We start from the raw sequence: 24,837 nt of genomic DNA, 5'->3' as shown, positions 1-24,837 counted from the left end.
GGTTCCTTTTACAGGGTGGGAGCCGTGACCGGCTTCTTGAGCACGCGCAGCGCGACCGCAGTGACGGCCACGCCGGCCACGAGTGCCAGCAGGTAGATGCCAAGGTGGGTGACTGCGTTCGGGATCGGCAGCACGAACACGCCGCCATGCGGCACCTTCAGTTCGACGCCTGCGGCCATCGAAATCGCACCGGCCACGGCAGAACCAAGGATCAGCGCCGGAATGGTGCGCAGCGGATCACGCGCGGCATAGGGGATCGCGCCTTCGGTCACGAAACTGAGGCCAAGCACGCCAGCGGCACCGGCCGTGCCACGCTCCTCAGCAGTGAAGCGGCTACTGAACAGCCATGTCGCCAGTGCGATACCCAGCGGCGGCGTCATGCCGCCGATCATCGTCGCCGCCATCGGCGTGTAGACCTGGCTGGAAATCAATGCGGTAGAGAAGGCGTAGGACGCCTTGTTGACGGGTCCGCCCATGTCCACCGCCATCATGCCGCCCAGCAGCAGGCCAAGCAGGATCGCGCTGCTGCCTTGCATGCCGCGCAGCCAGTCGGTCAGCCAGGCCAGCAGCCCAGCCACCGGCGTACCGATTACATACATCATCAACAGGCCGACCAGCAGCGTGCCCAGCACCGGCAGGATCAGCACCGGCTTGAGGCCTTCCAGGCTGCGCGGCAGGCGCAGCGCACGGTTGATCCAATGCACGCCGTAGCCGGCGATGAAACCGGCCAGGATGCCGCCGATGAAGCCCGCATCCATGTTGACTGCCACCAATCCCCCGATCATGCCCGGGGCGATGCCCGGGCGATCGGCGATGGAGTAGGCGATGTAGCCGGCCAGTGCCGGCACCATCAGCATGAAGCCGGACTTGGCGCCGATCTGGAACAGCGACCAGGCCAGCGTGCCCTTGTGTGCATCGTCGAAGGCATAGATGCCGCCGAGCGCGAACGCCAGTGCGATCAGCAGGCCGCCGGCAGTGACGAACGGCAGCATGAACGACACGCCGGTCATCAGGTGCTTGTAGGGGCCGGTGACCCTGGCCTTCTCGGTGGTGCGACCTGAAGCCACCGTGCCGGTCTGCACGCCAGCCTCGGCCAGCGCCTTGCGGATCAGGTTCTGGCCGTCATTGATCGCCGGCTTGGTGCCGCTCTTGAACAGGCGTTTGCCAGCAAAGCGCGACAGATCGACTTCGCGGTCGGCGGCGATCAGCACCAGGTCGGCGGCAGCGATTTCGCCGTCGCTCAACGCATCCTGCGCGCCGACCGAGCCCTGGGTTTCCACCCGGATCGCGTGGCCCAGTGCCTTGGCCGCCTGCTGCAGGCCTTCGGCCGCCATGAACGTGTGGGCGATGCCGGTCGGGCAGGAGGTGACGGCGACGATGCGCTTGCCCGCGTCATCCCTGGAAGGGAGTGCCGATGCTGCGGCGAGCTGCGCCAGCACGGCGAGCGGGTCGTCCAGCACTTCACCGAGGCCGGCGCGCACGATCTGGGCATTGCCGAAGCGGGCGCTGTCCGCCTCGCCGTCACCCACCAGCAGCAGCTGCGTTGCGGCGGCAGCCTGCGCGTCGGACAGTGCCCCGGTCACGCCCTGATTGCTGCGGATTTCGATCGCCAATTCGACCCTTTGCTGGCGTGCGGCGCGGCGCAGCGCTTCGGCGGCAAGAACGGCCTCGATGCTGCGTTCGCCAGCGGCGATGACTACGGTGGAAGCTTGCATGGCAACTCCTGGAATTCTTCGGGTTCGTCCTTGCAGCAGGGGCCATCGGTGGCCCAAGGCCAGCCGCAGCCCCCTCTGCAGGGGTTTCAATCCAACCGCTCGATCAGTACATCGCCGGTCCACGCGCGCACCTGCGCCGGGTCCAGCCGTCGCGCGTCGCCACTCTCCAGCCGGCTCATCGAGAACGCCGTGGCCAGTCGCGCACAACCGGCCAGGTCGGGGGAGGGCTCCAACAAGGCGGCGGCGATGCCGGCGACCATGGCGTCGCCGGCACCGACCGTACTGCCCTGCGCCAGTCGCGCCGGTCGTGCGACCAGGGCGCCGCCGCGATCAATGAACAGCGCGCCGTCGGCGCCCATCGAGATCGCTACGAGTGCAACTCCGCGTTCGACCAGGGCCCGGCCCGCGGCGCGCAGGGCGCTGCGATCCAGCAGCGGCGTGCCGGCCCAGGCCTCCAGTTCATGGCGGTTGGGCTTGACCGCGTAGGGCAGTGCACCCTGTGCACCACTCAACGCCGCGGCAAGCGCGTCGCCACTGGTATCCAGCAGTACGCGCGCGCCGGCGGCGCGCACCTGCGCCTGCAGTCGGGCCCATGCATCGGCTTGCAGCCCGGACGGAAGGCTGCCGGACAGCACCACCGGCAGCTGCGGCTGGAGCAGTGCGTCGAGTCGGCGCGATACCGCGTCCAGATCGGCGTCGCACAGTGACAGGCCGGGCAGGTTGATGTCGGTGGTCTCGCCGTTGGCATCTTCCACCAGCTTGATGTTGGTGCGGGTACGGCCCGGAATGCGCAGACACGCGTCTGCGATGCCCCGATCGGAAAACAGTGCGCTGAACACGCCGTCGTTGCCATCGCCGAGCACACCCAGCGCAGTGGTCGGCACGCCCCAGTCTGCCAGGCAGGCGGCCACGTTGATGCCTTTGCCGCCGGCGTCGTCGCGGGAACTGCGGGCGCGATGCACGTGACCCGGTTGCAGGTTCGCCAGCCGCACGGTCTGGTCGATTGCCGGGTTCAGGGTAATGGTGACGGCGCGGGAACTCATGCGCGCGCTCCATCGAGGGCACGCACCTGCTCGGCGGTCTCGCAGTCCAGCGCCGTCGCAGCCAGCGTTCGCAGATCGGCCAGCGCGCTGCCACGCAGGCGTGCTTTCACGGCCGGGATGTCGTTCGGGGTCATCGACAGTTCGTCCACGCCCAGGCCGGCCAACAGCAGTGCGCCGAACGGATCGCCGGCCAGCCCGCCACAGACGCCCACCCAGCGCCCATGCAGTCGTGCGCCTTCCACCGTGGCGCGGATCGCGCGCAGCACGGCCGGATGCAGGCTGTCGGCCTCGGCGGCCAGTTCCGGATTCTGGCGGTCGATCGCCAGCACGTACTGGGTCAGGTCGTTGGTACCGATCGAGAAGAAGTCGGCGTGGCGGGCCAGCACATCGCTCTGCGCCGCAGCGGCCGGCACTTCGATCATGATGCCGATCGGTACCCCGGGCGCCTGCAGTGCTGCGCGCTGGCGCTCGCAGATGGCGCGCAGTGCGACCAGCTCGCTCACCGAGGTGATCATCGGGAACATGATGGACAGGCGCGCGCCGTCTTTCGCCGCGCGGTACAGCGCACGCAGCTGCGGTTCCAGCAGGTCCGGCCGGCGCAGCAGCAGGCGCGCGCCGCGCACGCCCAGGAACGGGTTTTCTTCATGCGGCAGCTCCAGGTGCGCCACCTGCTTGTCGCCACCGATATCGAGCGCACGCACGATCAGTGGGCGGCCGCCGAGTGCCTTGGCCATCGCCACATACGTGGTGTACTGCTCATCCTCGCTGGGCGTACTGCCACGTTCAAGGAACAGGAATTCGGTGCGCATCAGGCCGACGCCTTCCGCGCCTTGCTCCAGTGCCAGCGGCACCTGCTCGGGCAGGTTGACGTTGGCGCCGATGTCGATGCGGTGGCCGTCCGGCGTCTGTGCCGGCTGCGCACGTTGCGCCGCTTCACGCTCGCGGATCTGCTGCTGTTCGGCGATCCACGCGCGCGCCGAGGCGAGGTCGGCCTCGGACGGAGACAGGTAGAGCCGCCCGCTGCTGCCGTCGATGATCGCCTCGCGACCGGCGCTGATCGCGAGCAGCTCGCCCCCCCCGGCGACCAGCGCCGGCAGGCCGAGGGTGCGCGAGAGGATGGCGGTGTGCGAGGTCGGCCCGCCCTGCGCGGTGGCCAGGCCAATCACGCGGGTAGTGTCGAGGTTGGCCGTGTCGGACGGCGACAGGTCCGCCGCGATCAGGATGCACGGGTGCGCGGGCAGGTCGGCCAGGCCGCCACCGGCGGCCGACGGATCAAGCTGCGCCAGCACTCGGCGGCCAACGTCACGCAGGTCGGCGGCGCGCCCTGCCAGCACCGGGTTGCCCAGCGCGGCCAGGCCCGAGGCGATGTGTTCGATGGCCTGGTGCCAGGACCATGCGACGCCATGGCCTTCGACCATCAGCTGGCAGGTACGGGTAATCAGGTCGGTGTCGTCCAACAGCGCGGCATGGGCCTTGAAGATGGCGGCGTCCGAGGCGCCAAGCCGGCGCTGGGTGTCATCCTGCAGCGCGGCCAACTGCTGGCGGGTACGTGCGAGCGCGTCCTGCAGACGCGCCCCGCCTTCGCCGAGCGGGGCCGGGCGATCGGCGACCTCGGCCTGCGTGCTGGCCAATACATGCACCGGGCCGATTGCCAGCCCAGGGCTGGCACCGATGCCGACGATGGCAGCCTGTGCCTCGGGCGGATTCCAGCCTGCCACCGGCGTGGCCTTGCGTTGTGCTGCGCGTTCGGCGTCGGCCTTTTCCTGTGCCACCAGGTCCTCCATGACCCTGCGCAGCGCGGTCAGCAGGGCAGGGGCATCCGCCCCCTCGGCAGATACGCTGACGGCATCGCCATGACGCAGGCCAAGTTGCAGCAGCGCGACCAGACTCTTGGCGTCCGCTGCCTGGTCGCCGGCACGCACCTGGGCGCGGGCCGCAAAGCGGCGCGCCGTCTCTGCCCAGCGCGTGGCCGGGCGCGCGTGCAGGCCGCTGGGGTAGGCAATGGTCCAGTCAAAGCGCTCGGCCAGATCGGTGGCCGGTACCTGGGTGGTCGTGATCGCAATGTCGCCGGTCAGCGCGTTGACGATCTCACCCGCATCGGTGGTCGCAAACAGGCGCTGCAGCGTTGCCTCATCCTGGATCAGCCGGGTCAGGCGGCGCAGCAGGGTAATGTGGGTATCGGACTGGGCAGCGATGCCAACCACCAGACGGGTGACCTGCCCCGGATTCCATTCCACGCCTTCCGGCAACTGCAGCACGGCAATGCCATCGCGGCGCACCAGATGGCGGTCCTCGCCAAGCCCGTGCGGGATTGCCACGCCATGGCCGAGGAAGGTGTTGGCCAGCGCTTCGCGCCGTCCCATGCTGGCCTCGTACCCTGGCGCCACGCAGCCGGCCGCGACCAGCATCTGCGCGACCTGGGCGATCGCATCGGTCTTGTCCTGCGCCCGCGCGTCCAGGCGGATCAGTTCCCGGCTGACGGGGGAGGGGAAGGTCTGGGGCGACAAAGGGCGGCTCCGGCAAAAGGATGGCTGGGCATATTGGGAACGTTCCCACCACCTATTTCAATGTGCACTGCACAAAATGCCAATAGCTATTTGGCGTTAGCATTGTCCTGAACAGCCGCCGGGCCATGGCAGGCGCACTTTTCCGGGAACGTTTCCAATGAGTATCAGCATCAATGACGTCGCGCGTGTAGCGGGGGTATCCAAGTCCACCGTGTCGCGGGTGCTCGGGGGCGGCCCGGTCAGCGAAGAGGTTCGCGGCCGGGTCGAGGTGGCGATCCGCCAGACCGGCTATCGGCCGAACCTGCAGGCAAGGCGGCTGCGCTCCCGGCACACCGGCATCATCGGGTTGATCGTTGCGGATATCCGCAACCCGTTCTTCACTGCGCTTATCCGTGCGGTGGAGGAGGTCGCCTATCGCGAAGGCCTGCGCGTCACGCTCTGCAACACCGACGAAGACCCCGAGCGCGAGGCGCTGTACCTGCAGTTGATGCACGAGGAGCGCATCAGTGGACTGATCTTTGCGCCCACACGGACCACGGTGGGGCGGCTGGAACGGCTCACGCTGGACTTCCCGACGGTACTGGTGGACCGCGCCGCGGCCAGCGGGTCGATCGACAGCGTGGTGCTGGACAATCCCGCGGCGATGGGCGCCCTGGTCGAGCATCTCGTCGAGCGTGGCTATCGCCGCATCGGCGGCCTGTTCGGCAGCACCAGCACCACGGCGGCCGAGCGCCGCGACGGCTATCTTGCTGCGATGCGCACGCACGGATTGGAGCCGGATTACCGTGAAGTCGAGCCAACGGCCGAGGCCGCCATCGCAACGGTCGACCAATGGCTGGCCGGCCCTTCGCGTCCCGACGCGCTGGTCACCAGCAACAGCCTGCTGCTCATGGGTGCATTGAAGGCGGCACGCAGCGCCGGTCTCGCCATTCCAAGAGAGCTGGCGCTGGCAGGGTTCGACAACGAGCGCTGGACCGAGCTGGTCGAACCTGGCATTACCGTGGTCGAGCAGCCGGTTGAAGACATGGGGCGCGCTGCGATGTCGCTGTTGCTGGAACGCCTGCGCATGCCGGAGCTGCCCGTGCGCAGGCTGGTGATGACGGGAAGGTGCGTGGTGAGAGGGTCGACGGCTGGGCGATAGTCCGGCACCGGCCTGCGGCAGCCGCCAGATGTTGGCGGGTCATGCGTTGTCTGCTACAAGCCAACTGTACGCAGACACAGTGGAGGATCGCCTTGTCAGAGCCCTATTCAGCACTGCTCCGCCTGAAGATTTCCCACCACGATCTTTCCAGATGGCTGGCAGCGCCCGTGCCTTCATCATCCCGTTGGTCCGACTGGCGAGGCATCTCCGGGCAGTGGCGCATGGAAAACGGTCAATACCTTGCCTCGTGCAGCGACGAGGCGTTGGACCACCTGCTCGCGGATTGCCAGGCGCTGTTGGCCCGCTACCCCGACAATCGCGCCGCATTGAAGGCTTTCCTTGCCTCTGCACAGGCCGGGAATATCCAGATTGCCGCCTATGACCGCACTGCTACGCACTTTGTCGCGGGATCGCTGACGTATTCGGAGAGCCTTTACGATCTCATCGCGTTTCTTGCCGTGGCACGAGGCGCCGCCGACTTCCTGAAGGGGGGCGACGAAGGCGTGGCACTGATCCACGACTATCTCTGGGCCGAGGAAGGTGAGCAGGAGACGGTTGCTGCGATTGGGCTGGCCGGCCCCGGGGAATCCGGATTCCTGTCATCCGCAGACCTGGATGCCGCCACCGAGCCCTTCGAAACATTGGTGGAGGCCATGCTGGAAGCCGAGGACGACCCTGAGTTTCGTCCGCGCAACCAGCTTGATCGGCTTTGACCTCTGCCGCGTTGCGTCCATGAAAGCAACAGCCAGGGCCTCAACATGAAGAGACATCACCAACCCCAGGCGCGCCGCGTCATGCGTCGGCTCCTCGCACTTGGCCTCTGCGCGCTGGCTGGGTCCGCTTTGGCCGGAACAATGCAGCCGGTACGGACCTGGCTTGTCAGCGGCACGGAACTCATTACCCTCCTGCAGGGGAAAGGCGATGACGGGTTCTGCGACGGCGAACAGTGCCGGAGCCTGTCCAGCGCTCGCGCCAGCGGCTATATCCTGGGCGTCGCCGATGCCAGCCGCGGACAGTGGTGCGGGCAGCGCCAGATCCTTCCGCATGAACTGGTCGACCATGTGTCTTCCCATCTCCGGCAACTGCCCCGCGAGCGATTGCAGCAGGATGCGTCGCCACTGGTTGTCGAAGGGCTGCGCACGGTGTTTCCCTGTGGTCGCGGCACACCACGTGGCAACAGTGCCGAGCCCGGCAATGACCAATGAAGCACGCCGCGCCCGCTTGGCGACGATGCGGACGTCCTACACCCTCGCGACACGGTGCATTCACGGCCACCGACATTCGCGCTCGCCACACTGCATGTTCCTTCCACAGCACGAGGTGCCCCATGGCTACCTGTGATGTCTGCGGCAACAACTACGACAAGAGCTTTACCCTGCAGCAGGGCGGGCGCAGCGGCACGTTCGATTCGTTCGAGTGCGCGATCCACGCATTCGCACCCCGCTGCGCACACTGCAAATGCGCCGTCATTGGGCATGGCGTTGAAGGAAATGGCCAGATCTTCTGCTGTGCACATTGCGCCGGTCATGCCGGCGTACAGGGTATATCCGACCGGGCCTGAGCTGCCTTCAGCGCCCTCCTGCTTCCTGCCCAGAGACAAGCGAAGAAAGCCGCGCGATCCGGGCTGCACCCGAATCAGCCAGCAGCGCCAGTGCGCGCCGCTTCTGGGATGGCAGCCCCGCCACGACCTCCGGTGCCAGCACGACGTCGAACTCTCTGGCGTTGGCATCCAGCGCGGTGGCCAGAACGCACGAATCGGCCGTCATGCCACTCAGGCACAGGCGGCGCACGCCCAATTTGGCCAGCAGAATCGGCAAGGGACTGGCCAGGAACGCCGAGTGCTTGGGCTTGAGCACGAAGTAATGACCGGGCAAGGGCGAGAGAAGGCTGGCAATTCGTCCCGCCGGACCGCCGTCGCGCCGGCACTGTTCCACCTGCTGGCGGAAATCGCGCTTCCAATCCGAGAAATTGTCATTGGCGTAGATGACCGGCCACCCGCGTTCGTCGAAGTGATCCCTCAGGCGCCGGATCTGCCGGGCCGCCCGCTCTGCCGCGGGCGCCAGCTCCTGCGCGCCCGGGAAATCGAAACGGCTGAACATGTCGATGATCAGCAAGGCCGTCGACGGATCATCTGCCATGGTTCAATCTCCTGTCTGGGTATGCGGCGCCTGGACCGGCTTGGACTGCGGCGAATCTTTCTGGCGCAGGAAGATCGTCAGCACCACCAGAGACAGCACGGCCAGGAACTCGCTTTGCCAGTTCTGCATGGATTCGAACCAGAATGTGCTGCTGGCGAGGTGCTCCACAAAGCCTGGCGGCGGCAATCCCTTCAACTGCTGTTCGGCCTCCTCGGCGCGCCAGCTTCCCAATGCATGCAGCGTAAAGCTGAACAGGAACAACAGCCCGAACGCAATCGCCAGCGAATGACCGTAAAGAACCTTCCACAGGCCACCGCGCCTGACCGGCCAGGGCGTGCGGCCGGGTTCGATGCGATTCTGTTCCTGCGCGGGGTCCAGCGGCCGCGATTCGGCCGAACCGCGCTGGCGCAGGCTGACCGTCAGCAGAACGTACATCCCCATCTGCAGGAATTCGCTCTCCCAGTTCTCGAACGTAGCGCTGACGAAGTGCCCGGTAGCCAGGTAGTGCGAGAAATCGATCGGCATGCGTCCGTGCTCGACCAGTTCCTGGTTGTGCACGTGATGCCCCGCAACTGCCTGCCCCACAATGAACACCAACGTGAGCGCAAGCAGCACCAGCGAGAGACCGTTGCGTTTCCACATGCAAGACCTCGTTGAGGCTGCTCCAAAGACCGTCCATGAAGCTTGCGCCGACAAAGAGCCATGCCTCGTGATTGCTGCGCATCCGGAATGTGAGGCGGACTCAACGCTTCCCCGTCGGATCGGGATCAGGGCGCTCGTAGTCCTCCGGTACCGCCTTGGGGCCATCGCCGTCGTCGGGCATGTCGTGCTCCTTCCATCTGGCTCGATCATTGCGCCGTTTGTCCGGCGTGTGCGCCTTTGACTGATCGTCCACATCCGTCGTTGGATTGAAGGGCAGTTTGTCGTTCATGGGCAGCTCCTGCGGCGAGAGAGTGAAGCCTGCGCCGCGCCGGGTTAACGCCACGACGCTGCAGAATGAACGCCGCGCACACCGGGATGTCACTGCAGCCGGATGGCGGCCTTGCGATGCTGAAGGCCCGAGCTCCTGGAGCAGCACGATGCAGGCATTGACCTATCACGGCCGCAGGGATGTGCGCGTCGAGACTGTGCCCGACCCGGTACTGGCGGCGGATGACGATCTGATACTGCGGGTGACCGCCACCGCCATCTGCGGTTCAGACCTGCACCTCTACCGCGGCAAGATTCCTGATCTGCACGATGGCGATGTACTGGGCCACGAATTCATGGGCGTGGTGGAAGAGGTCGGCAGCGGCGTGACCCAGGTGAAGCCGGGCGATCGCGTGGTGATTCCCTTCGTGATCGCCTGTGGCGAGTGTTTCCACTGCAGGCTGGCCGAATATGCCGCATGCGAGACCACCAATCCTGGCAAGGGCGCGGCGCTGAACCAGAAAGGGCTGCTGCCTCCAGCTGCTTTGTTCGGATACAGCCATCTGTATGGCGGCGTAGCCGGTGGCCAAGCCGAATTCGTACGCGTGCCGAAGGCCAACGTGGGCCCGTTGCGCATTCCGGAAGGCGTGGCCGATGAGCAGGTGCTGTTCCTGTCTGACATTCTCCCGACCGGCTATCAGGCCGCGCTGAACGCGGGTGTGAAGCCCGGCTCGACGGTGGCCATCTTCGGCGCCGGTCCGGTTGGGCTGATGAGCGCGGCCTGTTGCCGACTGCTGGGAGCAGAGACCATCTTCATGGTCGACCACCTCCGTTACCGTCTGGACTATGCACGCCGTGCTTACGGCGTGACCCCCATCGACTTCAAGGAGATAGAAGACCCGGCCGATTACATCCTTGCCCAGACCAGTGGGCGGGGCGTAGACGCCTGCATCGAGGCCGTAGGCTTCGAGGCCGAGGGCAGTGCGCTGGAGTCAGCGTTGACCGCTGTAAAGCTGGAAGGCAGCAGTGGCGTGGCGATACGGCAATGCATCGCGGCAACGCGCCGTGGCGGCGTGGTCAGCATTCCAGGCGTCTATGCCGGCTTCATCCATGGTTTTCTGCTGGGTGATGCGTTCGACAAAGGTCTGACATTCAAGATGGGCCAGACCCATGTGCAGGGACTGATGCCGGAACTGCTCGACGCAATCATGGAAGGAAAGCTGGATCCGGGTGACATCATCTCGCACCGGATGCGCCTGGCCGACGCTGCGCAGGGCTACGCGATATTCGATGCCAAGGATGACGACTGCCGCAAGATCGTGTTGACACCCTGAGCATGTTGCCATGAGCGCGATTGCCGCCGGTGTCTACGCACTGTGGCTGGCTGCCGGCTGGCTGGACTTCCATTTTCACCGGCGGACCGACCTTCCACACACCTCTGCGATGCGCGAAAGCCTGTTGCATGGGGTGCAGTTGCTGCTGATCGGAAGCGGGGTGCTCGCATGGCTCCTGCTGGAAAACACGCTGTCGCTCGTCACGTTTCTGGCACTTCTGGTCCTCGCGCACGCAATCGCCGGCTACTTCGACACCGTCAGCGCGGACGGCAGACGACGCATCAGCCCGGCAGAGCAGCATGTGCACAGCGTGCTCGATGCCGCGCCGTGGGTCCTGCTGGGCTGGGTGGGCTGGCAGGTCCACCCCCGGTGGTCGCTCGAAGTGAAGCCTGCAGCACCGGGCGTCTGGTGGCTGGTCCTGCTGCCGGCGCTGGGCGTGGTCGTGCTGCCATGGTTGTGGGAGCTGCTGCAGTGCCTGCGCGCACGACGGCAGCGCGGGCAAGCGAGCGCGTGAGGATCATCGCGCAGAGAATTCATGCGCCGGCTACGCCTCCCAGACAGTGATGTGACCGCTTGCCGCCTACGTTCGACATGTCTCTCCATTTCAGGCTCCTTCATGCAGCATGTGACGTCGCCATCCCCGCTGGAGGGCCGCGCTCGCGAGGTAGTGGTCCAGCGGCCCGACCTGCCATTCCCCGGAAGCGGCCGCACGCTGCGGCGGTGGCAGGCGCTGGCGGCATGGGGGGCGGAAGACCTGTGCCTGGCCAAAGTGCTTGAGGCGCACTACGACGCCCAGGCGATCATCGCCGAACTGAACGCGCCCGCCCTGGCTGAAGGCCAGCTACTGGCGGTCTGGGCCGCGGAAGGTCCAGCCAACACACTCCGCTTCGATGCCCACGGCCAGCTCCATGGTGACAAGCCCTGGTGTTCCGGCAGCGCGTGGGTGGATGCGGCATTGGTAACCGTCCGCAACGCGCAGGGCGTGTGGCTGTGCCAGGTCGCGGCGAAACACTGGCGCACGCTTGCAGATGAGCCCTGGCCGGCCGTTGGCATGGCCGGCGTTCCGTCCACCACGGTGCGGTTCGACGGCGCACCGATGGCGCTTCTGGGAACGCGCGATGAGTACCTGCAGCGACCGGGTTTCTGGCACGGCGGTGCGGGCATCGCGGCAGTCTGGTTCGGCGCGGCGGCCGCCTTGGCCGAGCGCATGCGGCCAGCCTGCACCGAGGGAAATCGCGCGCGATTACTGGGTGAAGTGGACCTCGCCTTGGGCCCGGCGGCGGCGCTGCTTCGCGAAGTGGCGGCACGCATCGACGCCGCGCCGGAATCGGCGCACCGCGAAGAGGTCGTGCGCCTGCGCTGCGTGGTCGAGCGCGCGGCGACGCGTGTCCTGGATCTGGCGGGGCGCGCACTGGGCCCGGCGCCGATGTGCCTGGAAGATGCCCACGCCCGTCGCTGCGCGGACCTGACCGTGTTCCTTCGGCAGAACCACGCAGATCGCGATTGGGAATGGCTGGGCGGCCAGCGGGCGAGCCAGGAGGCGACATGGGCGCTGTAGCCAGGACACCCCTGCAGGGGGAAGGAACGCAGGAGCAGGCATGGCTGCGCTGCGATTGGCTGTGGCAGCGGCCGGCAACATCGGCCAATACCCTCTGCGCCGGCCATGATCGCGTCGTGGTGGTCGCACCCCATCCAGACGACGAGATCCTCGGCTGTGGTGGACTGCTCCGTCACGCTGCGGAGCAGGGCATGGAGGTACGCGTCGTCGCCGTGACCGATGGCGAAGCGTGCTATCCGGACGAGCACTGGTGGACGCCAGAACGCCTGCGCTCGGCGCGACGCGCCGAGCTTGCCGCAGCGCTGGGCGAACTCGGTATCCGCCCTGGATCCGCGTTTCATCTCGGCATCGCCGACGGCGCGGTCAGTGCGCACGAACAGGGCCTGGAAGACTGGCTGCAGCAGCACCTCCAGCCGAGCGACCTGGTCCTGGCACCCTGGCGCTTTGATGGGCATCCCGATCATGAAGCCGCAGGGCGTGCTGCCTGCAGGGCGGTGCGGGCAGTGGGCTGCCGACGCCTGGAGTACCCGGTGTGGGGCTGGCACTGGCTTGACCCCGCCTGCGCACATATGGCGTGGGAGGTTCCCAGGCTGATCGACATTTCAGCAGTGGCCGCCGCAAAACGAAACGCCATCGCGCACTTCCGGACCCAGACCGGCGAGGTGCCGGAACTGAACAGCCCGCCGGTGCTGCCCGCACATGTACTGACCCGATTCTTCCGGAACTACGAGGTATTCCTGGCATGAGCGCGCAACCGTACTTCGATGAACTGCATGAGCAGGAGGATCCCTTCGGCTATCGCAGCCGGTGGTATGAAGAACGCAAGCGTGCGCTGCTGCTGGCCAGCCTGAGCCAGCGCCAGTTCACTCGGGGCTGGGAGCTGGGATGCTCCAACGGCGTGCTGACCGAGGCCTTGGCCGCCCGCTGCGAGCGCCTGCTGGCCACCGACATCAGCCCACGCGCAGCGTTCCGGGCCCGCCGCAATCTGGCCCACCTGCCGCATGTGCAGGTCCATTGCGCCAGCCATCCCGAGCAATGGCCGCCGGGCCGCTTCGACCTGATCGTCTGCGGGGAAATGGGCTACTACCTGGGTGCAGCAGCGCTGCACGAGCTGCGCGCCGGCATCGATTCGGCCCTTCGCGACGACGGACTGCTGGTCGCCTGCCATTGGTTGCCTTCGTTCCAGGGGCGCGCAAGTCGCACCGACGTCGTGCATCGGTGCCTTGGCCAAGGCCTGCACGAAGCCTTCCACTATCGTGATGCGGACTTCGTGCTGCAGGGCTGGACGCGAAGCGCACTATCGCTGGCCCGCAACGAGGGCCTGCGATGATCGGCATCCTGGTTCCGGCCCATGACGAGGCAGCCAGCGTGGAGCGCTGCCTGCAATCGATCCGAAGGGCAGCCCTGCATCCCGAGCTGCACGGCGAAGCAGTGCAGGTGGTGGTTGCACTGGACAGCTGCTCGGATGCCACCGCGTCCATCTGCCAGCAGCAGCGGGTCGATACGGTGCGCCTGGAAGCACGCTGCGTCGGCGTTGCCAGGGCAGCGGCCGCCGCTGAGCTGCTCGGACGCGGTGCGAGATGGCTGGCGAGCACCGATGCCGACAGCGAGGTACCTCCCGAATGGCTGGTTGCCCAGCTTGAGGGCCGGTGCGACGCCTTCTGCGGACTGGTGGACATAGCAACCACCTCCAGGACGGAGAAGCGCCTGCGACGCGCGTTCCAGAAACGGCAGCAGTGGGGCGACGATCATGGGCGCATCCACGGTGCCAATTTCGGCGTCTCCGCCCAGGCCTATCTGGCGGCAGGGGGATTTGCTCCCCTGCGCTGTGGAGAGGATGTTGCACTGGTGAGGAGGCTGCAATGCCTCGGCGCTGACGTAAGGTGGGCCGGCGCTCCCATCGTCATGACCAGTGCCCGCCTGGTGGGACGCGCGACCGGAGGGTTCTCGGCCTACCTGGCCGGAATGGAGGGTGCGCGCCCCGCCACGGCGGCAGATCGGCGGATGGCGGTACCTGGAAGCGCCTCGGAAACCACGCTGAATTGGGCATGATGTGATGTTTTCCCGGCTGGCGTTTACGGTTTCGCCACGATGCCCGTCCTAGAGTGAAGCGCTGGAAGAGCAGGAGTGGCACCATGCCGAATCGAGCCATCGCCTACGTCAGCGAGGCCGTCAGTGGATTCTCGCCGGAACGTCTGAAAGCGCTGATGGACGATGCCGCGCGCTTCAATCGGGGCGCAGGGGTGACCGGGGTGCTGCTGTTCGACGGCGAACGCTTCCTGCAGTACATGGAGGGCCCTGCCGATGGACTGGATGTGGCCTTCTCCCGTGTCACCGGCGCCAGCAGTCACATCCACCTGATCGAACTTGCGCGGGGGCGTGTCGGCCAGCGGCGGCTGCCGTTCTGGCCCATGCGTTGCCTGTCCGTCACTGCAGATGAGCTGCGCGAGATCGCCTGTGCCGACTGGACCAGCTTCATCCAGCGGGCAGCGACCGGACAGGCCGATGCCACGGCGATGGACAAGCTGCTGCTGATTGTCGAGCCCTACGCAAAGGCCGCCTGAGCCGGAAACCTGTTACTGCAGTGTGCCGCAGGGGAGAGGATGGAGCGAGGCAGGTTGTGAACCGCCTCATTTGGCTCTACGGCAAGGGCAGCATCATGGAAGGGCAGGACACTTCCTGCGTCAGAAGGAATCAACGTGCCCCTCCGCGCAATCGCTTACGCAAGTGAGGCGATACCGGGGCTTTCCATGGACCCTGTGGACGACCTCGCCAGGGCCGCTGCCCGCTTCAACTTCGAAGCAGGCGTGACGGGTGTGCTTCTTTACGATGGGCACCGCTTTCTCCAGTACATCGAGGGACCGGAAGACAGCATCAACGTGGTGTACAGCCGTATCCGCGGTGCCCGCAGCCATTGCGAACTGCTTGAGCTGGGCCGGGGCAGGGTGTCCGGCCGGTTCTTTCCCTATTGGTCGATGCGGCTGCTCTGGACCGACCCTGCCGACATCCGCAGCGTCGCTCGTGGCAACTGGAGCGGGCTCTCCCGCGGTGGTGCGCTGCGCCAGCTGGGGCAGGTGGTAGCCCCACACCTGGCGTAATCCCGGCGTCTGCCGCTCAATGCGTGGCAGGGGGCGCGCAGGCGTCTCCCACGACCTGCTGGACGGCTTCCTGCAACTGGTCGATGTGGAACGGCTTGGCCACGAAGGTTGCGCGGCGGTGGCGCAGCGGCACCAGCTGGTCATAGACCGCAGAGACGAACAGGTAGGGAATGCCGAGTTCCGCCAGTCGATCGGCCACCGGGAACACCACGCCATCGCGGAGCTCCACATCCAGAACCGCGCCATCGAAACGTTGCGTATCCAGCAGCCCCAGCGCATCGAACACGCTGTAGGCGTGGGTCACCCGGCCGCCGCCGTCTTCCAGCGCCTGTTCCATCAGTGCAGCCAGGTCGAGCTGGTCTTCAACCAGCAGCAGGTTGCACCTGCGCTGGTCCATTTCCGATTGCATGCGCGCATGCCTGTGTTGCCTTGGGAACTGCAGTGTGTGCTGTATTGCATCAACGGCGCGCGTGGGCCGTGTCAGCCCAGCGCGAAGCCGCCCCGCGCAGGTGCTCCATGCCGTCGATGCGGCGTGGAAGGCGGTGCGCCTTTTTTGACGGCGCGTTGGCGGCGGCCATGGATACTGCCGCCGTCCCCCAGCACTGGAGCCATGACCATGCCTCGATCCGCCACCGACCCCACCGCCCCCTGCGCATTGCGCGTGGAGTGCATGTCCCTGGATTGCGGCGGCGCTGCGATCGTCGTGGAGCTGGATCGCACCCCCGAACGGGCATGGATGAAGTCGCTCAAGCGCGCCCTGCAGGAGGATGACGTGCTGGAGGGTGCCCAGGCCAAGTTCGATGGCCGCTTTGTCTACGTCGTGGGCGTGGAAGGGGGCGCGCACCGTGCGCAGCACCGGGTGATCCAGGCGTTGAAGGCGTCCGCAGGCGCGCGCGCACCCGCAGCAAGCCCCCGTCGCGACGCCGGCAGCGCTGTAGTGTCCGGCGCGATGCCCGCCTGAGTTCGCGGCAGGCGTTGCCACGCAACAGCGGATGTTATGACCGCATCAGCGCCAGGTGCAGCGCGCACGCCCGCCGGCTCACGCCGGCCGACGGGGCAGTGATTGCTGCCTCGCCACCATGGTCTCCGGAGGCATGTCGCCCCACTACCGGAGACCATGATGGCAGACCAGAACACCGTCCGCAGCGAGCGCCTGCTGAAATGGCTGCAGGATGCCTACGCCATGGAGCAGGAGGCGGAGACCATGATGAAGGCCATGGCTTCGCGCATCCAGAACTATCCCCATCTTGCCGCACGCATCGGCCAGCACGTACTGGAGACGCAGCAGCAGGCCGCCTCCCTGCGCGAGTGCATTGAAGCGCTCGGCGGAAGCGTGCCCACCGCCAAGGGGCTGTTCGCGAGCATGACCGCAGCGATCCACGCTGCCGGCAACACCCTGATGGAGGACGAGGTCGTCAAGAGCATCGGCATCTCCTTTGGCTTCGAGAACACCGAGATCGCCACCTACCGGGCGCTGGTGATCGCGGCCGAGCGGGCCGCTGCGCCGGATATCGCGGCCGTGTGCGGCCAGATCCTGCAGGAAGAGATCGCCATGGCGCGCTGGCTGGAAGAGCACCAGGACAGCCTGGTCGGCGCCTTCCTCAATCGTGACGAAACGCCTGGCGCCCAAGCCAAGCGTTGATCCCGGTCCCGCCTGCCATACACAGGAGACAGTCCCATGTTCTTCCACCACAGGAAGCTGATGTACACCGTGCGCGTGCGCGAATCCAACCCGCAGCTTGCCAGCCTCATGCTGGAACAGTTTGGCGGCCCCCAAGGCGAACTGGCGGCTGCAATGCGTTACTTCACCCAGGGACTCGGTGAATGCGATCCGGGCCGCAAGGACCTGCTGATGGACATTGCCACCGAAGAGATCAGCCACCTGGAGATCATCGGCACCATCATCGCCATGCTCAACCGCGGCCCGAAGGCCATCCAGTCCGAGGGTCTTGCCGAAGCCGAGGACATGCGGCTGCTGGGCCAGAACAGCACCAGCCATACCGAACAGATCCTGTATGGGGGCGGCCCGGCGCTGGTCAATTCCAGCGGGGTGCCGTGGACGGCGGCCTACGTCGATTCGATCGGGGAGCCCACCGCCGACCTGCGCTCGAACATCGCCGCCGAAGCCCGCGCCAAGCTGGTCTACGAACGACTGATCACGGTGACCGATGATCCAGGCATCAAGGACGCACTGCGCTTCCTGATGACGCGCGAAATCGCCCACCAGAAGTCCTTCGAAAAGGCATTGCACAGCATCCAGCCCAACTTCCCACCGGGCAAGCAGCCGGGTGACCCCGCCTTTACCGACCTGTACATGGACATGTCGCAGGGCGACGGCGCCGATGACCTGCTGGGCAGCTGGAACAGCGGCGAGCTGTGGGAGCGGGTCAGCGACCGCGAGGCTCAGGCCGCTGTGGACGGCGGTGACGGCAGCGCCACGGTGGGCCTGGACCCACGCGAGCAGGCGGCGGTGCAGGCCATGACCCTGCGAACGCTTTCCGATCCCGAAGCACGGCCGACAACCGGTGCCGAACTGGGCGCCGGGCCGGGCGCCGGTGCGCTCGACCTGCCGCCACGGGAGCCTTGACGCGGGACAGGCCGGGGCGGGCCTCCGCCCCACGTTTCGCGTGAAAAAAAGTGGGCGGACACGCTGTCCGCCCACATGGGGTGCAACCGGTCAGTCTCGATCAACGCTGCTGGCCACCGCGGTTGTTGTTGCCGCCACGTTCCTGCTGTTGCTGCCGAGCGCCCTGGTTGCCACCCTGGTTGCCGCCGCCATGGCTGTTCTGGCCGCCTTCGCGGCCGATGTCGGCCATGTGCTGGCGATCCTGGCTCACCGCTTCGCCGCCCTTGCGACCGGCTTCGCGCGCTTCTTCAGAGCTGAATTCATGGGCGTTGCCCGACTCATGCGCGGCGCGGCCGCCCTTGGCGCCGATCTCGCGCTGCTTGTCTTCGTCCATCGAAGCGAAGCCGCGGTTGCTGCTGCCCTGGTTCTGGTTCTGGTTGGCCATGGAAAGTCTCCTTGGAGTGAGCCGCCCGATTGGCGGCAGCGACCATCTTCCAGATCCGCCGCTAGACGGCGGTGGCACCACCGCCAACGTGATGTCATGCGCAGGCACGCGCTTCCTCATGCATTCTCCACGAAAGCAAATCCATCGGCGGAAGACACGGCATGCCGGTCGTGGTGCTCGAGCCGGGTGTCAACGCAGCGCGGCGTTGGCACGTACAGGTTCAACGCCGCCTCCACGCCGGTGTCACCGCGCGTTTGATCCGCACCGCTAAGGTAGAGCCATCTGCAACAACCCGGTGCTGTCATGCCTCTTCGTGCCATTGCATATGTAAGTGAAGCCACCCGAAACCTGACTGCAGAACGGCTGCAGCAGCTTGTCGCGGACGCGATGCTGTTCAACGAGTCGGTTGATGTGACCGGCGTCCTCCTGTTCGACGGCACGCGCTTCCTGCAATACCTCGAAGGCCCGGAGTCCGGTGTCAGCGCGGCGTACACCCGCATCCTGGCGGCCGGCAGCCACAACGGTCTGGTCGAACTCAACCGGGGCAGGGTGGGGCGGCGGCAGTTCCCGCACTGGCGCATGCACAGCGTGCGCGTGGATGAGCTGGCGCTGGGAAAGATCGCGATCTCCGACTGGACCGGCTTCGTGCGCAGCGCCTCCGCGCTCGCTCCTGGCACCAGTGCGCTTGATCGACTGCAATCGGTGGCGCAGGCGCCGCCAGGCGCCGGCGATGGCCGGTTGCTGGAGCCGGACGGACCGGTAGCACGATGAGCGCAGCCGACGCCCCGGGCACGCCAGGACATGTACGGATCGGCTGCGCAGGCTGGTCGCTGTCGCGCGCGGCGCAGGCGGCGTTCGGCGCAGGCGACAGCGTACTGCAGCGCTATGCCACCCGCCTGCCGATGGTCGAGATCAATTCCTCGTTCTACCGCCCCCACCAGGCGGCGACCTACGCCCGGTGGGCGGCGAGCGTGCCCGCGGGTTTCCGCTTCGCGGTGAAACTGCCGCGCGTGATCAGCCATGAACGCCGGCTGCGCGACGCGATGCAGCCGCTGGCGCTGTTCCTTGATGGCGTGATCGCGCTGGGGGACAGGCTGGGGCCGCTGCTGCTCCAGCTGCCGCCCAGCCTGGCGTATGAGCCGGCAACCGTAAAGGCATTCCTGCACGGACTGCGCGCACGCACCTCGGTTGATGTCGCCTGCGAACCGCGCCACCCCAGTTGGTTCACTGCGGACGTCGATACGCTGCTGAGCGACCATGGCATCGCACGGGTCGCGGCTGACCCGGCCCGGGTACCGGCAGCAGCTGTCCCGGGCGGTGACCGCACGTGGAGCTACTGGCGCTGGCACGGGCAGCCGCAGATCTATCGCAGCCCCTACAGCGAACAGGCGCTGGCAGGGCTGGCCCAGCACCTGCAGCGTGAAGCCGCTGCGCAGCGCCGCGCCTGGTGCGTACTGGACAACACCGCGCTGGGCCACGCGACCGGCAACGCCCTGCACCTGCAGGCACTGCTGCAGGAGAACGCGCATGCCTGAGGGCCCGTCCATTGTCCTGCTGCGCGAAGCCGCCAGCCGCTTCAAAGGTCACGTCGTGCGCGGCGTCTCCGGCAACAGCCGCATCGATCTGTCACCGCTGCAGGGACGCAGGGTCAAGGCGGTTCGCAGCTGGGGCAAGCACTTCCTGCTGGAGTTCAGCCACCACACGCTGCGCATCCATCTGATGATGTTCGGCAGCTGGCGCATCGACGAACGGAAGCCAGCTCCTGCACGGGTGTCGCTGGCGTTCGACAACGGGGAACTGAATTTCTACGCGTGTTCCGTCCGGCTGATCGACCAGCCGTTGGACGACGTCTACGACTGGCGGGCGGACGTGATGAACGACGCCTGGGATCCAAAACTGGCCCGGCGCAAGGTGAAGGCACTGCCGGACACCCTGGTCTGTGATGCGCTTCTGGACCAGACGATCTTCGCGGGCGTCGGCAATATCATCAAGAATGAGGTGCTGTTCCGCATCCGCGTGCATCCGGCCACGCGACTGGGCGATCTGCCACCGCGCAAGCTCACCGCCCTGATCAACCAGGCCCGTGCCTACAGCTTCGACTTCCTGGAATGGAAACGGCGCTTCGAATTGAAGAAGCACTGGCAGGTGCATACGCGAAAGGTGTGCCCGCTCTGCGGTGGCCCCATCAGCAAGCTGTACATGGGTACGACGCGGCGACGCACGTTCTTCTGCCCAAACGATCAGGTGCTCTACCCACCCTGAGGCCGCCTTCCATGGCGGCCGAGGGGCATGCGATTCGACTCAGGCGGCCTGCGTGGCCTTGGCATTGCCGCCGCCCTTGGCCAGCAGGGTCAGCTTCTCATCGGTCGCCTTTTCTTCCTCCAGCGTCTCCAGCAGCAACGGCAGGGCATCCTTGTAGCCCAGCTGCTTGGCCAGCGCGGCGATGGTGCCGTAGGAGGCAATTTCGTAATGCTCGACCTTCTGCGCGCCACCGATCAGGGCAGCGTCGCGCACCGGCCCCTTGTCGATGCTGTCGATCACCTCCTTGCCTTCCTCGACCAGGCCTTCCATCGCCGCGCACTTGATGCGCTTCAGGCGGATGCCGAGCACCTCGACCACCTGGTCGATGCGTTCGATCTGCCCCTGGGTTTCTTCCAGGTGCGTTTCGAACGCTGCGGCCAGATCCGGATTCTCGGCCGCACGGGCCAGGCGCGGAAGCGCCTTGGTCAGCTGCTTCTCGGCGCTGTAGATGTCCGAGAGCTCGTGGATGAACAGATCTTCCGCCGTCTTGATAGCCATGCTGGGCTCCGCTGTGAATGGAGTGCCCAGAGTAGGTCCCGTCCGGTTGCGATCAGGCGGGGAAGGAGTGAAGGCGGCATGTGAATTCCCACGCGGACCCTGCGCGCTGCCTTCACGAAGCAGCGTCTTTCGCGCATCGGCAGGACGCCGTGCCGGCGGCCTTCGCCATGGCTTCACAGTGGCATCGCTCCGTGCCCATGGAATGGCCGGTACGGTCAGTTCACCCCCGATCACGCTGGAGACTCCCATGAGCGATGACAAGAACAACGCCGGCAGCCCGGACCGGGACCGCATCAACGTCAATGAGGATTACGAACTGCGGTACTGGACCACGACGCTGGGCGTGTCCGCCGACGAACTTCGCGCGGCCGTCGCGGCAGTCGGGCCCACGGCGGTTGCTGTCCGGAAGCACCTGGGCAAATAGCGCGGAGCTGGCCATGTCCCTGGTCGAGTATCGCCGCAAGCGTCGTTTTGACCAGACCAAGGAGCCCGAGCCGGGCAAGGCGCTGCCGAAAGGCCAGCGCGCCATTTTCGTGGTGCAGCTGCATCATGCCAGCCGCAGGCACTATGACTTCCGCCTGCAGGTTGGCGATGCGCTGAAGAGCTGGGCCGTGCCCAAAGGCCCCAGTTACGACCCGAAGGTCAAGCGCATGGCGGTGGAAGTGGAAGACCACCCGGTGGACTACGCGGCGTTCGAGGGTGATATTCCCAAGGGCCAGTACGGCGGCGGCCATGTCGCCCAGTTTGACCACGGTGTATGGGCCACGCAGGGCGATCCGGAAGCCCAGCTCGCCAAGGGCCATCTGCGCTTCGAGCTGTTCGGTACCAAGTTGAAAGGCGGCTGGCATCTGGTCCGGTCGGGAAAGCCCGCGCGCCAGCCACAGTGGCTGCTGTTCAAGGACGACGACGAATTTGCCAGCGATATCGAGGCAGACGATCTGCTGGGGGACGTCGCTGAAGCGCCACCGGAGGATCTGAAGCGTGCCGGCGCTGGCAAGGCCGCGAAGAAGCGGCTGACGGCGGTACCTGCCAGACGCGCCCGGCGAAAGAACTGGGCGAAGAAGGCCCTGGCGCTCAGCAAGGCGAAAAGGGCGGCAGCGCCGTCCGGGCCGTTTGAGCCGCAGTTGGCCAAGCTGGGCGAAGCGCCGCCCCAGGGCGGGCAGTGGGTGCATGAGATCAAATGGGACGGGTACCGCATCCTTGCTACGGTGGCTGAGGGCAACGTGCAGCTGTGGTCACGGAACGCGCTGGAATGGACCGCCAAACTTCCCGAGATACGTGATGCGATCGCGGCCCTGGGCCTGACTTCGGCGGCACTGGACGGCGAGCTGATCGCCGGCGCCGGCACCAAGGAGGACTTCAACCTGCTGCAGGCCACGCTTTCCGGCGAGAAGCAAGGCGTCCTGACGTATGCGCTGTTCGATCTGCTGCATCTTGATGGCGTGGATGTCGCCGATGCGCCCCTGCTTGAGCGCAAGACCCTGCTGCAATCGGTGCTGGAGGGGCAGGGCAGCCCATTGGCATTCAGTTCGCATGTACAGGGGGATGCCGACCAGGCCTATCGTCTGGCCGGTGAGCAGCACTTCGAGGGCATCATCTCCAAGCGCGCCGATCGTAGCTACCACAGCGGCCGCAGCGAGGACTGGCGCAAGACCAAGCAGCTGGCCAGCGACGAGTTCGCGGTGGTGGGCTACACCGCACCCAAAGGCAGCCGCACCGGCTTTGGTTCGCTGCTGCTGGCCCGGCCAGACGCAACGCATGGCTGGCTCTACGCAGGCCGCGTCGGGTCCGGGTTCTCGGATGAACTGATTGGCGACATCAGCAAGCGCATCAAGGGCGGCGGCGGCCGCAAGCCGACCGCGTACGTGCCCACGCAGGACACCGATCTGCGCGCCGCGACCTGGTTCGAACCGCGTTTCGTGGTGGAGGTTTTCTACCGCGGAATCGGTGGGCAGCAACTGCTGCGCCAGGCGTCGCTGAAGGCGGTGCGGGCGGACAAGGATATCGCCGACCTCGCCGATTCCGATCGCGCCGGAGCAGCCCCGGCCTCGGCGCGGTCGCAAGCGCCCGCGCGGCGTGGGCGCCGGGTGGAAAGGGCGCCGGCAACGGATCGTGCGCCCCCCGTGCTGTCGTCCCCGGGCAAGATCCTGTTTCCCGGCGACGGCTACACCAAGCAGGACGTGTGGGATTACTACACAGCAGTGATGGAGCACCTCCTGCCCGAGGTGGTGGATCGTCCGCTGTCGATCATCCGCTGCCCCAGTGGCACCGCAAAACCCTGCTTCTTCCAGAAACACCATACGGCCGGGCTGGCGCTGGTCGATTCGGTAAGGCTGAAGGAGGAAAGCGGCATCAACGCCCATTACCTGGTGGTGCGGGACGCAGCCAGCCTGCTTGAACTGGTGCAGTTCAACGCGTTGGAGTTCCACCCTTGGGGCAGCCACGCCGAGGCGCCCGACAGGGCCGACCGGGTGGTGTTCGATCTGGATCCCGGACCGGATGTGCCCTTTGCCGAAGTCAAGAAAGCGGCAACCGATATCCGGAAACTGCTGGCGCAGCTGGAGCTGGAATCGTTCCTGCGAGTCTCCGGCGGCAAGGGCCTGCACGTGGTCGTGCCGCTCAACCCAGGGTGCGATTGGGACCTGACCAAGCGTTTTGCGAAGGGTTTCGCCGATGCATTGGCACAGTCCGAACCGCAGCGGTTCCTGGCAACCGCCACCAAGAGCCTGCGCAACAAGCGGATCTTCGTCGACTATCTGCGCAATGGGCGCGGTGCAACGGCGGTCGCGTCCTATTCGTTGCGCGCCCGGCCGGGCGCGCCGGTGGCACTGCCGATCGCCTGGGGTGATCTGGCGAAACTCAAGCGCGCCGACGCCTTCACGATCAAGGACGTGCCCGCAAAGCTCAGACGTCGCCGCAAGGACCCTTGGGCCGGCATCGCGAAAGTGAAGCAGAATCTCGCCCGATGGGCCCAGGCAGACCCGTAGGCCAGGCCCGTGCTGCGTACCGTCTGTCAGCCCGAACCCAACTGATTCGCAGAATACACAGGGCCGGAACATATCGTCGGCGCGGTTGGCCTATGCTTGCGGTACGGAATCTGGGGGGATTCGCTACAGGAGCAGCCAATGCCGATCAGGGCAGTCGCATACATAAGTGAGGCGGGCCCGGCCGTTGCCGGTGACCCGTTGGGCCTGCGCAGCGGGAAGCTGGACGACCTGGTCGATGATGCCGCCCGCTTCAACCGGAATGCCGGCGTTACCGGCGTACTGCTGTTCGATGGCGCCCGGTTCCTGCAGTACATGGAGGGGCCCGAAGATGGCTTGAACGTGGCGTACTCGCGGGTACTCGGTGCTGCAAGCCACACGGGACTGATCGAGCTGCAGCGCGGCAGGGTAGGCAACCGGCGTCTCCCGTTCTGGCCGATGCGCTGGCTGCCGACGCAACCCGAGCAGTTGAAGAGTCTTGCCCGCGCGGACTGGTCAGGGTTCGCCCAGCGGACCGGTGACGATGTGCCAACCGAGACGGCCATGGATGTCCTGGCCAGGTTGGTGGAACCCTATGCCGTCGCGGCGTGATCGATCGGC

Annotated in this window: 30 protein-coding genes; 21 read left to right on the top strand and 9 right to left on the bottom strand. The window is 66.4% G+C overall.

Features of this window, described 5'->3' with window-relative positions:
* Nucleotides 1-8: 8 nt before the first annotated feature.
* The 3 genes from QP609_RS10860 to ptsP form a co-directional block, all read right to left on the bottom strand.
* Complete coding sequence (locus tag QP609_RS10860) at nt 9-1,715, bottom strand: fructose-specific PTS transporter subunit EIIC (protein WP_169411928.1); 1,707 nt, start codon at nt 1,713-1,715, stop codon at nt 9-11.
* Between the two features lie 86 nt (nt 1,716-1,801).
* Nucleotides 1,802-2,758: a 1-phosphofructokinase family hexose kinase gene (locus QP609_RS10855; protein ID WP_197620842.1), complete on the bottom strand. Its 957-nt coding sequence runs from the start codon at nt 2,756-2,758 to the stop codon at nt 1,802-1,804.
* On the bottom strand, nt 2,755-5,265 hold the full coding sequence (gene ptsP / locus QP609_RS10850; RefSeq protein WP_289213763.1) for a phosphoenolpyruvate--protein phosphotransferase: 2,511 nt from the start codon (nt 5,263-5,265) through the stop codon (nt 2,755-2,757). Before ptsP ends, QP609_RS10855 begins: the two co-directional genes overlap by 4 nt.
* Before the next feature lie 157 nt (nt 5,266-5,422).
* Here ptsP and QP609_RS10845 point away from each other — a divergent pair, with 157 nt between their 5' ends.
* The 4 genes from QP609_RS10845 (at nt 5,423) to QP609_RS20890 (ending at nt 7,967) form a co-directional block, all read left to right on the top strand.
* Nucleotides 5,423-6,406, top strand: coding sequence for a LacI family DNA-binding transcriptional regulator (locus QP609_RS10845; RefSeq protein ID WP_197620844.1), 984 nt, complete (start codon nt 5,423-5,425; stop codon nt 6,404-6,406).
* Between the two features lie 92 nt (nt 6,407-6,498).
* Nucleotides 6,499-7,119: a hypothetical protein gene (locus QP609_RS10840; RefSeq protein ID WP_227863764.1), complete on the top strand. Its 621-nt coding sequence runs from the start codon at nt 6,499-6,501 to the stop codon at nt 7,117-7,119.
* An 81-nt stretch (nt 7,120-7,200) separates the two neighbouring features.
* Nucleotides 7,201-7,611 (top strand): Rap1a/Tai family immunity protein, encoded by a 411-nt coding sequence (locus QP609_RS10835; protein ID WP_197620845.1) that lies wholly within the window; start codon nt 7,201-7,203, stop codon nt 7,609-7,611.
* A 122-nt stretch (nt 7,612-7,733) separates the two neighbouring features.
* Nucleotides 7,734-7,967 carry a hypothetical protein gene (locus QP609_RS20890; RefSeq protein WP_142234742.1) on the top strand — a complete coding sequence of 78 codons (234 nt, stop codon included), beginning with the start codon at nt 7,734-7,736 and terminating at the stop codon, nt 7,965-7,967.
* 7 nt (nt 7,968-7,974) lie between these two features.
* Here the strand turns inward: QP609_RS20890 and QP609_RS10830 are convergent, their stop codons facing one another.
* From QP609_RS10830 to QP609_RS10820, 3 genes are all read right to left on the bottom strand, one after another.
* Nucleotides 7,975-8,544 carry a cysteine hydrolase gene (locus QP609_RS10830; protein WP_197620846.1) on the bottom strand — a complete coding sequence of 190 codons (570 nt, stop codon included), beginning with the start codon at nt 8,542-8,544 and terminating at the stop codon, nt 7,975-7,977.
* 3 nt (nt 8,545-8,547) lie between these two features.
* A complete protein-coding gene (locus tag QP609_RS10825; RefSeq protein WP_197620847.1) occupies nt 8,548-9,186 on the bottom strand; it encodes a DUF6766 family protein in 639 nt (212 codons plus the stop codon).
* A 100-nt stretch (nt 9,187-9,286) separates the two neighbouring features.
* A complete protein-coding gene (locus tag QP609_RS10820; protein ID WP_014647187.1) occupies nt 9,287-9,475 on the bottom strand; it encodes a hypothetical protein in 189 nt (62 codons plus the stop codon).
* Between the two features lie 148 nt (nt 9,476-9,623).
* Between QP609_RS10820 and QP609_RS10815 the strand changes: the two genes are divergently transcribed.
* From QP609_RS10815 to QP609_RS10780, 8 genes are all read left to right on the top strand, one after another.
* Nucleotides 9,624-10,787, top strand: a complete 1,164-nt coding sequence (locus QP609_RS10815) for a zinc-dependent alcohol dehydrogenase (protein ID WP_075076914.1) — start codon at nt 9,624-9,626, stop codon at nt 10,785-10,787.
* A gap of 10 nt (nt 10,788-10,797) precedes the next feature.
* Nucleotides 10,798-11,301: a hypothetical protein gene (locus QP609_RS10810; RefSeq protein WP_014647185.1), complete on the top strand. Its 504-nt coding sequence runs from the start codon at nt 10,798-10,800 to the stop codon at nt 11,299-11,301.
* A gap of 102 nt (nt 11,302-11,403) precedes the next feature.
* On the top strand, nt 11,404-12,345 hold the full coding sequence (locus QP609_RS10805; protein WP_197620848.1) for an acyl-CoA dehydrogenase: 942 nt from the start codon (nt 11,404-11,406) through the stop codon (nt 12,343-12,345).
* Nucleotides 12,333-13,091, top strand: coding sequence for a PIG-L family deacetylase (locus QP609_RS10800; RefSeq protein ID WP_197620849.1), 759 nt, complete (start codon nt 12,333-12,335; stop codon nt 13,089-13,091). Before QP609_RS10805 ends, QP609_RS10800 begins: the two co-directional genes overlap by 13 nt.
* Nucleotides 13,088-13,675: an SAM-dependent methyltransferase gene (locus tag QP609_RS10795; RefSeq protein ID WP_197620850.1), complete on the top strand. Its 588-nt coding sequence runs from the start codon at nt 13,088-13,090 to the stop codon at nt 13,673-13,675. The genes QP609_RS10800 and QP609_RS10795 overlap by 4 nt, the downstream gene beginning before the upstream one ends.
* Nucleotides 13,672-14,397, top strand: coding sequence for a glycosyltransferase (locus tag QP609_RS10790; RefSeq protein WP_164076887.1), 726 nt, complete (start codon nt 13,672-13,674; stop codon nt 14,395-14,397). The genes QP609_RS10795 and QP609_RS10790 overlap by 4 nt, the downstream gene beginning before the upstream one ends.
* An 83-nt stretch (nt 14,398-14,480) precedes the next feature.
* Nucleotides 14,481-14,909, top strand: a complete 429-nt coding sequence (locus tag QP609_RS10785) for a BLUF domain-containing protein (RefSeq protein WP_049439716.1) — start codon at nt 14,481-14,483, stop codon at nt 14,907-14,909.
* 186 nt (nt 14,910-15,095) lie between these two features.
* Nucleotides 15,096-15,443, top strand: coding sequence for a BLUF domain-containing protein (locus tag QP609_RS10780; protein ID WP_289213762.1), 348 nt, complete (start codon nt 15,096-15,098; stop codon nt 15,441-15,443).
* A 16-nt stretch (nt 15,444-15,459) separates the two neighbouring features.
* On the opposite strand, the gene QP609_RS10775 is transcribed toward QP609_RS10780, so the two are convergent.
* A complete protein-coding gene (locus QP609_RS10775) occupies nt 15,460-15,840 on the bottom strand; it encodes a response regulator (protein WP_229653767.1) in 381 nt (126 codons plus the stop codon).
* Between the two features lie 219 nt (nt 15,841-16,059).
* On the opposite strand from QP609_RS10775, the gene QP609_RS10770 reads away from it, so the two are divergent.
* The 3 genes from QP609_RS10770 (at nt 16,060) to QP609_RS10760 (ending at nt 18,030) form a co-directional block, all read left to right on the top strand.
* Nucleotides 16,060-16,404, top strand: a complete 345-nt coding sequence (locus QP609_RS10770) for a hypothetical protein (RefSeq protein WP_100450505.1) — start codon at nt 16,060-16,062, stop codon at nt 16,402-16,404.
* 159 nt (nt 16,405-16,563) lie between these two features.
* Nucleotides 16,564-17,085 (top strand): ferritin-like domain-containing protein, encoded by a 522-nt coding sequence (locus QP609_RS10765; RefSeq protein ID WP_046430683.1) that lies wholly within the window; start codon nt 16,564-16,566, stop codon nt 17,083-17,085.
* A 36-nt stretch (nt 17,086-17,121) separates the two neighbouring features.
* Nucleotides 17,122-18,030 (top strand): manganese catalase family protein, encoded by a 909-nt coding sequence (locus QP609_RS10760; protein ID WP_046430681.1) that lies wholly within the window; start codon nt 17,122-17,124, stop codon nt 18,028-18,030.
* 100 nt (nt 18,031-18,130) lie between these two features.
* Here the strand turns inward: QP609_RS10760 and QP609_RS10755 are convergent, their stop codons facing one another.
* Nucleotides 18,131-18,454: a KGG domain-containing protein gene (locus tag QP609_RS10755; protein ID WP_197620852.1), complete on the bottom strand. Its 324-nt coding sequence runs from the start codon at nt 18,452-18,454 to the stop codon at nt 18,131-18,133.
* 303 nt (nt 18,455-18,757) lie between these two features.
* On the opposite strand from QP609_RS10755, the gene QP609_RS10750 reads away from it, so the two are divergent.
* The 3 genes from QP609_RS10750 to QP609_RS10740 are packed head-to-tail and all read left to right on the top strand — an operon-like array spanning nt 18,758 to nt 20,716.
* Nucleotides 18,758-19,225, top strand: a complete 468-nt coding sequence (locus QP609_RS10750; RefSeq protein ID WP_014647173.1) for a BLUF domain-containing protein — start codon at nt 18,758-18,760, stop codon at nt 19,223-19,225.
* Complete coding sequence (locus QP609_RS10745; protein ID WP_134808866.1) at nt 19,222-19,989, top strand: DUF72 domain-containing protein; 768 nt, start codon at nt 19,222-19,224, stop codon at nt 19,987-19,989. The genes QP609_RS10750 and QP609_RS10745 overlap by 4 nt, the downstream gene beginning before the upstream one ends.
* The gene (locus tag QP609_RS10740; protein ID WP_197620853.1) at nt 19,982-20,716 is read left to right on the top strand and encodes a DNA-formamidopyrimidine glycosylase family protein; all 735 of its coding nucleotides are present in this window, start codon (nt 19,982-19,984) and stop codon (nt 20,714-20,716) included. Before QP609_RS10745 ends, QP609_RS10740 begins: the two co-directional genes overlap by 8 nt.
* Nucleotides 20,717-20,755: 39 nt before the next feature.
* Here QP609_RS10740 and QP609_RS10735 read toward each other — a convergent pair whose 3' ends face one another.
* Entirely contained in the window at nt 20,756-21,253 is a 498-nt protein-coding gene (locus tag QP609_RS10735; protein WP_014647170.1) for a ferritin-like domain-containing protein, read from the bottom strand.
* Between the two features lie 247 nt (nt 21,254-21,500).
* Between QP609_RS10735 and QP609_RS10730 the strand changes: the two genes are divergently transcribed.
* The 3 genes from QP609_RS10730 (at nt 21,501) to QP609_RS10720 (ending at nt 24,828) form a co-directional block, all read left to right on the top strand.
* Nucleotides 21,501-21,677 carry a DUF3606 domain-containing protein gene (locus QP609_RS10730; protein ID WP_014647169.1) on the top strand — a complete coding sequence of 59 codons (177 nt, stop codon included), beginning with the start codon at nt 21,501-21,503 and terminating at the stop codon, nt 21,675-21,677.
* Between the two features lie 13 nt (nt 21,678-21,690).
* Nucleotides 21,691-24,240: a DNA ligase D gene (ligD, locus tag QP609_RS10725; RefSeq protein ID WP_197620854.1), complete on the top strand. Its 2,550-nt coding sequence runs from the start codon at nt 21,691-21,693 to the stop codon at nt 24,238-24,240.
* Between the two features lie 138 nt (nt 24,241-24,378).
* Nucleotides 24,379-24,828 carry a BLUF domain-containing protein gene (locus QP609_RS10720; protein WP_197620855.1) on the top strand — a complete coding sequence of 150 codons (450 nt, stop codon included), beginning with the start codon at nt 24,379-24,381 and terminating at the stop codon, nt 24,826-24,828.
* Nucleotides 24,829-24,837: the final 9 nt, after the last annotated feature.

Origin of the sequence: Stenotrophomonas sp. 8(2023), from assembly GCF_030345295.1 — a bacterium.
Lineage (GTDB): Bacteria > Pseudomonadota > Gammaproteobacteria > Xanthomonadales > Xanthomonadaceae > Stenotrophomonas > Stenotrophomonas muris.
The sequence above is the reverse complement of the archived record's forward strand: the minus strand, read 5'-3'. Positions and strand labels throughout refer to the sequence as shown.

Bases quoted from the DNA above. Each gene is read 5' to 3' on its own strand.
- QP609_RS10860 (WP_169411928.1), bottom strand. From the start codon at position 1,715: ATGCAAGCTTCCACCGTAGTCATCGCCGCTGGCGAACGCAGCATCGAG.
- QP609_RS10855 (WP_197620842.1), bottom strand. From the start codon at position 2,758: ATGAGTTCCCGCGCCGTCACCATTACCCTGAACCCGGCAATCGACCAG.
- QP609_RS10845 (WP_197620844.1), top strand. From the start codon at position 5,423: ATGAGTATCAGCATCAATGACGTCGCGCGTGTAGCGGGGGTATCCAAG.
- QP609_RS10835 (WP_197620845.1), top strand. From the start codon at position 7,201: ATGCGTCGGCTCCTCGCACTTGGCCTCTGCGCGCTGGCTGGGTCCGCT.
- QP609_RS20890 (WP_142234742.1), top strand. From the start codon at position 7,734: ATGGCTACCTGTGATGTCTGCGGCAACAACTACGACAAGAGCTTTACC.
- QP609_RS10830 (WP_197620846.1), bottom strand. From the start codon at position 8,544: ATGGCAGATGATCCGTCGACGGCCTTGCTGATCATCGACATGTTCAGC.
- QP609_RS10825 (WP_197620847.1), bottom strand. From the start codon at position 9,186: ATGTGGAAACGCAACGGTCTCTCGCTGGTGCTGCTTGCGCTCACGTTG.
- QP609_RS10820 (WP_014647187.1), bottom strand. From the start codon at position 9,475: ATGAACGACAAACTGCCCTTCAATCCAACGACGGATGTGGACGATCAG.
- QP609_RS10815 (WP_075076914.1), top strand. From the start codon at position 9,624: ATGCAGGCATTGACCTATCACGGCCGCAGGGATGTGCGCGTCGAGACT.
- QP609_RS10810 (WP_014647185.1), top strand. From the start codon at position 10,798: ATGAGCGCGATTGCCGCCGGTGTCTACGCACTGTGGCTGGCTGCCGGC.
- QP609_RS10805 (WP_197620848.1), top strand. From the start codon at position 11,404: ATGCAGCATGTGACGTCGCCATCCCCGCTGGAGGGCCGCGCTCGCGAG.
- QP609_RS10800 (WP_197620849.1), top strand. From the start codon at position 12,333: ATGGGCGCTGTAGCCAGGACACCCCTGCAGGGGGAAGGAACGCAGGAG.
- QP609_RS10795 (WP_197620850.1), top strand. From the start codon at position 13,088: ATGAGCGCGCAACCGTACTTCGATGAACTGCATGAGCAGGAGGATCCC.
- QP609_RS10790 (WP_164076887.1), top strand. From the start codon at position 13,672: ATGATCGGCATCCTGGTTCCGGCCCATGACGAGGCAGCCAGCGTGGAG.
- QP609_RS10785 (WP_049439716.1), top strand. From the start codon at position 14,481: ATGCCGAATCGAGCCATCGCCTACGTCAGCGAGGCCGTCAGTGGATTC.
- QP609_RS10780 (WP_289213762.1), top strand. From the start codon at position 15,096: ATGGACCCTGTGGACGACCTCGCCAGGGCCGCTGCCCGCTTCAACTTC.
- QP609_RS10775 (WP_229653767.1), bottom strand. From the start codon at position 15,840: ATGGACCAGCGCAGGTGCAACCTGCTGCTGGTTGAAGACCAGCTCGAC.
- QP609_RS10770 (WP_100450505.1), top strand. From the start codon at position 16,060: ATGCCTCGATCCGCCACCGACCCCACCGCCCCCTGCGCATTGCGCGTG.
- QP609_RS10765 (WP_046430683.1), top strand. From the start codon at position 16,564: ATGGCAGACCAGAACACCGTCCGCAGCGAGCGCCTGCTGAAATGGCTG.
- QP609_RS10760 (WP_046430681.1), top strand. From the start codon at position 17,122: ATGTTCTTCCACCACAGGAAGCTGATGTACACCGTGCGCGTGCGCGAA.
- QP609_RS10755 (WP_197620852.1), bottom strand. From the start codon at position 18,454: ATGGCCAACCAGAACCAGAACCAGGGCAGCAGCAACCGCGGCTTCGCT.
- QP609_RS10750 (WP_014647173.1), top strand. From the start codon at position 18,758: ATGCCTCTTCGTGCCATTGCATATGTAAGTGAAGCCACCCGAAACCTG.
- QP609_RS10745 (WP_134808866.1), top strand. From the start codon at position 19,222: ATGAGCGCAGCCGACGCCCCGGGCACGCCAGGACATGTACGGATCGGC.
- QP609_RS10740 (WP_197620853.1), top strand. From the start codon at position 19,982: ATGCCTGAGGGCCCGTCCATTGTCCTGCTGCGCGAAGCCGCCAGCCGC.
- QP609_RS10735 (WP_014647170.1), bottom strand. From the start codon at position 21,253: ATGGCTATCAAGACGGCGGAAGATCTGTTCATCCACGAGCTCTCGGAC.
- QP609_RS10730 (WP_014647169.1), top strand. From the start codon at position 21,501: ATGAGCGATGACAAGAACAACGCCGGCAGCCCGGACCGGGACCGCATC.
- ligD (WP_197620854.1), top strand. From the start codon at position 21,691: ATGTCCCTGGTCGAGTATCGCCGCAAGCGTCGTTTTGACCAGACCAAG.
- QP609_RS10720 (WP_197620855.1), top strand. From the start codon at position 24,379: ATGCCGATCAGGGCAGTCGCATACATAAGTGAGGCGGGCCCGGCCGTT.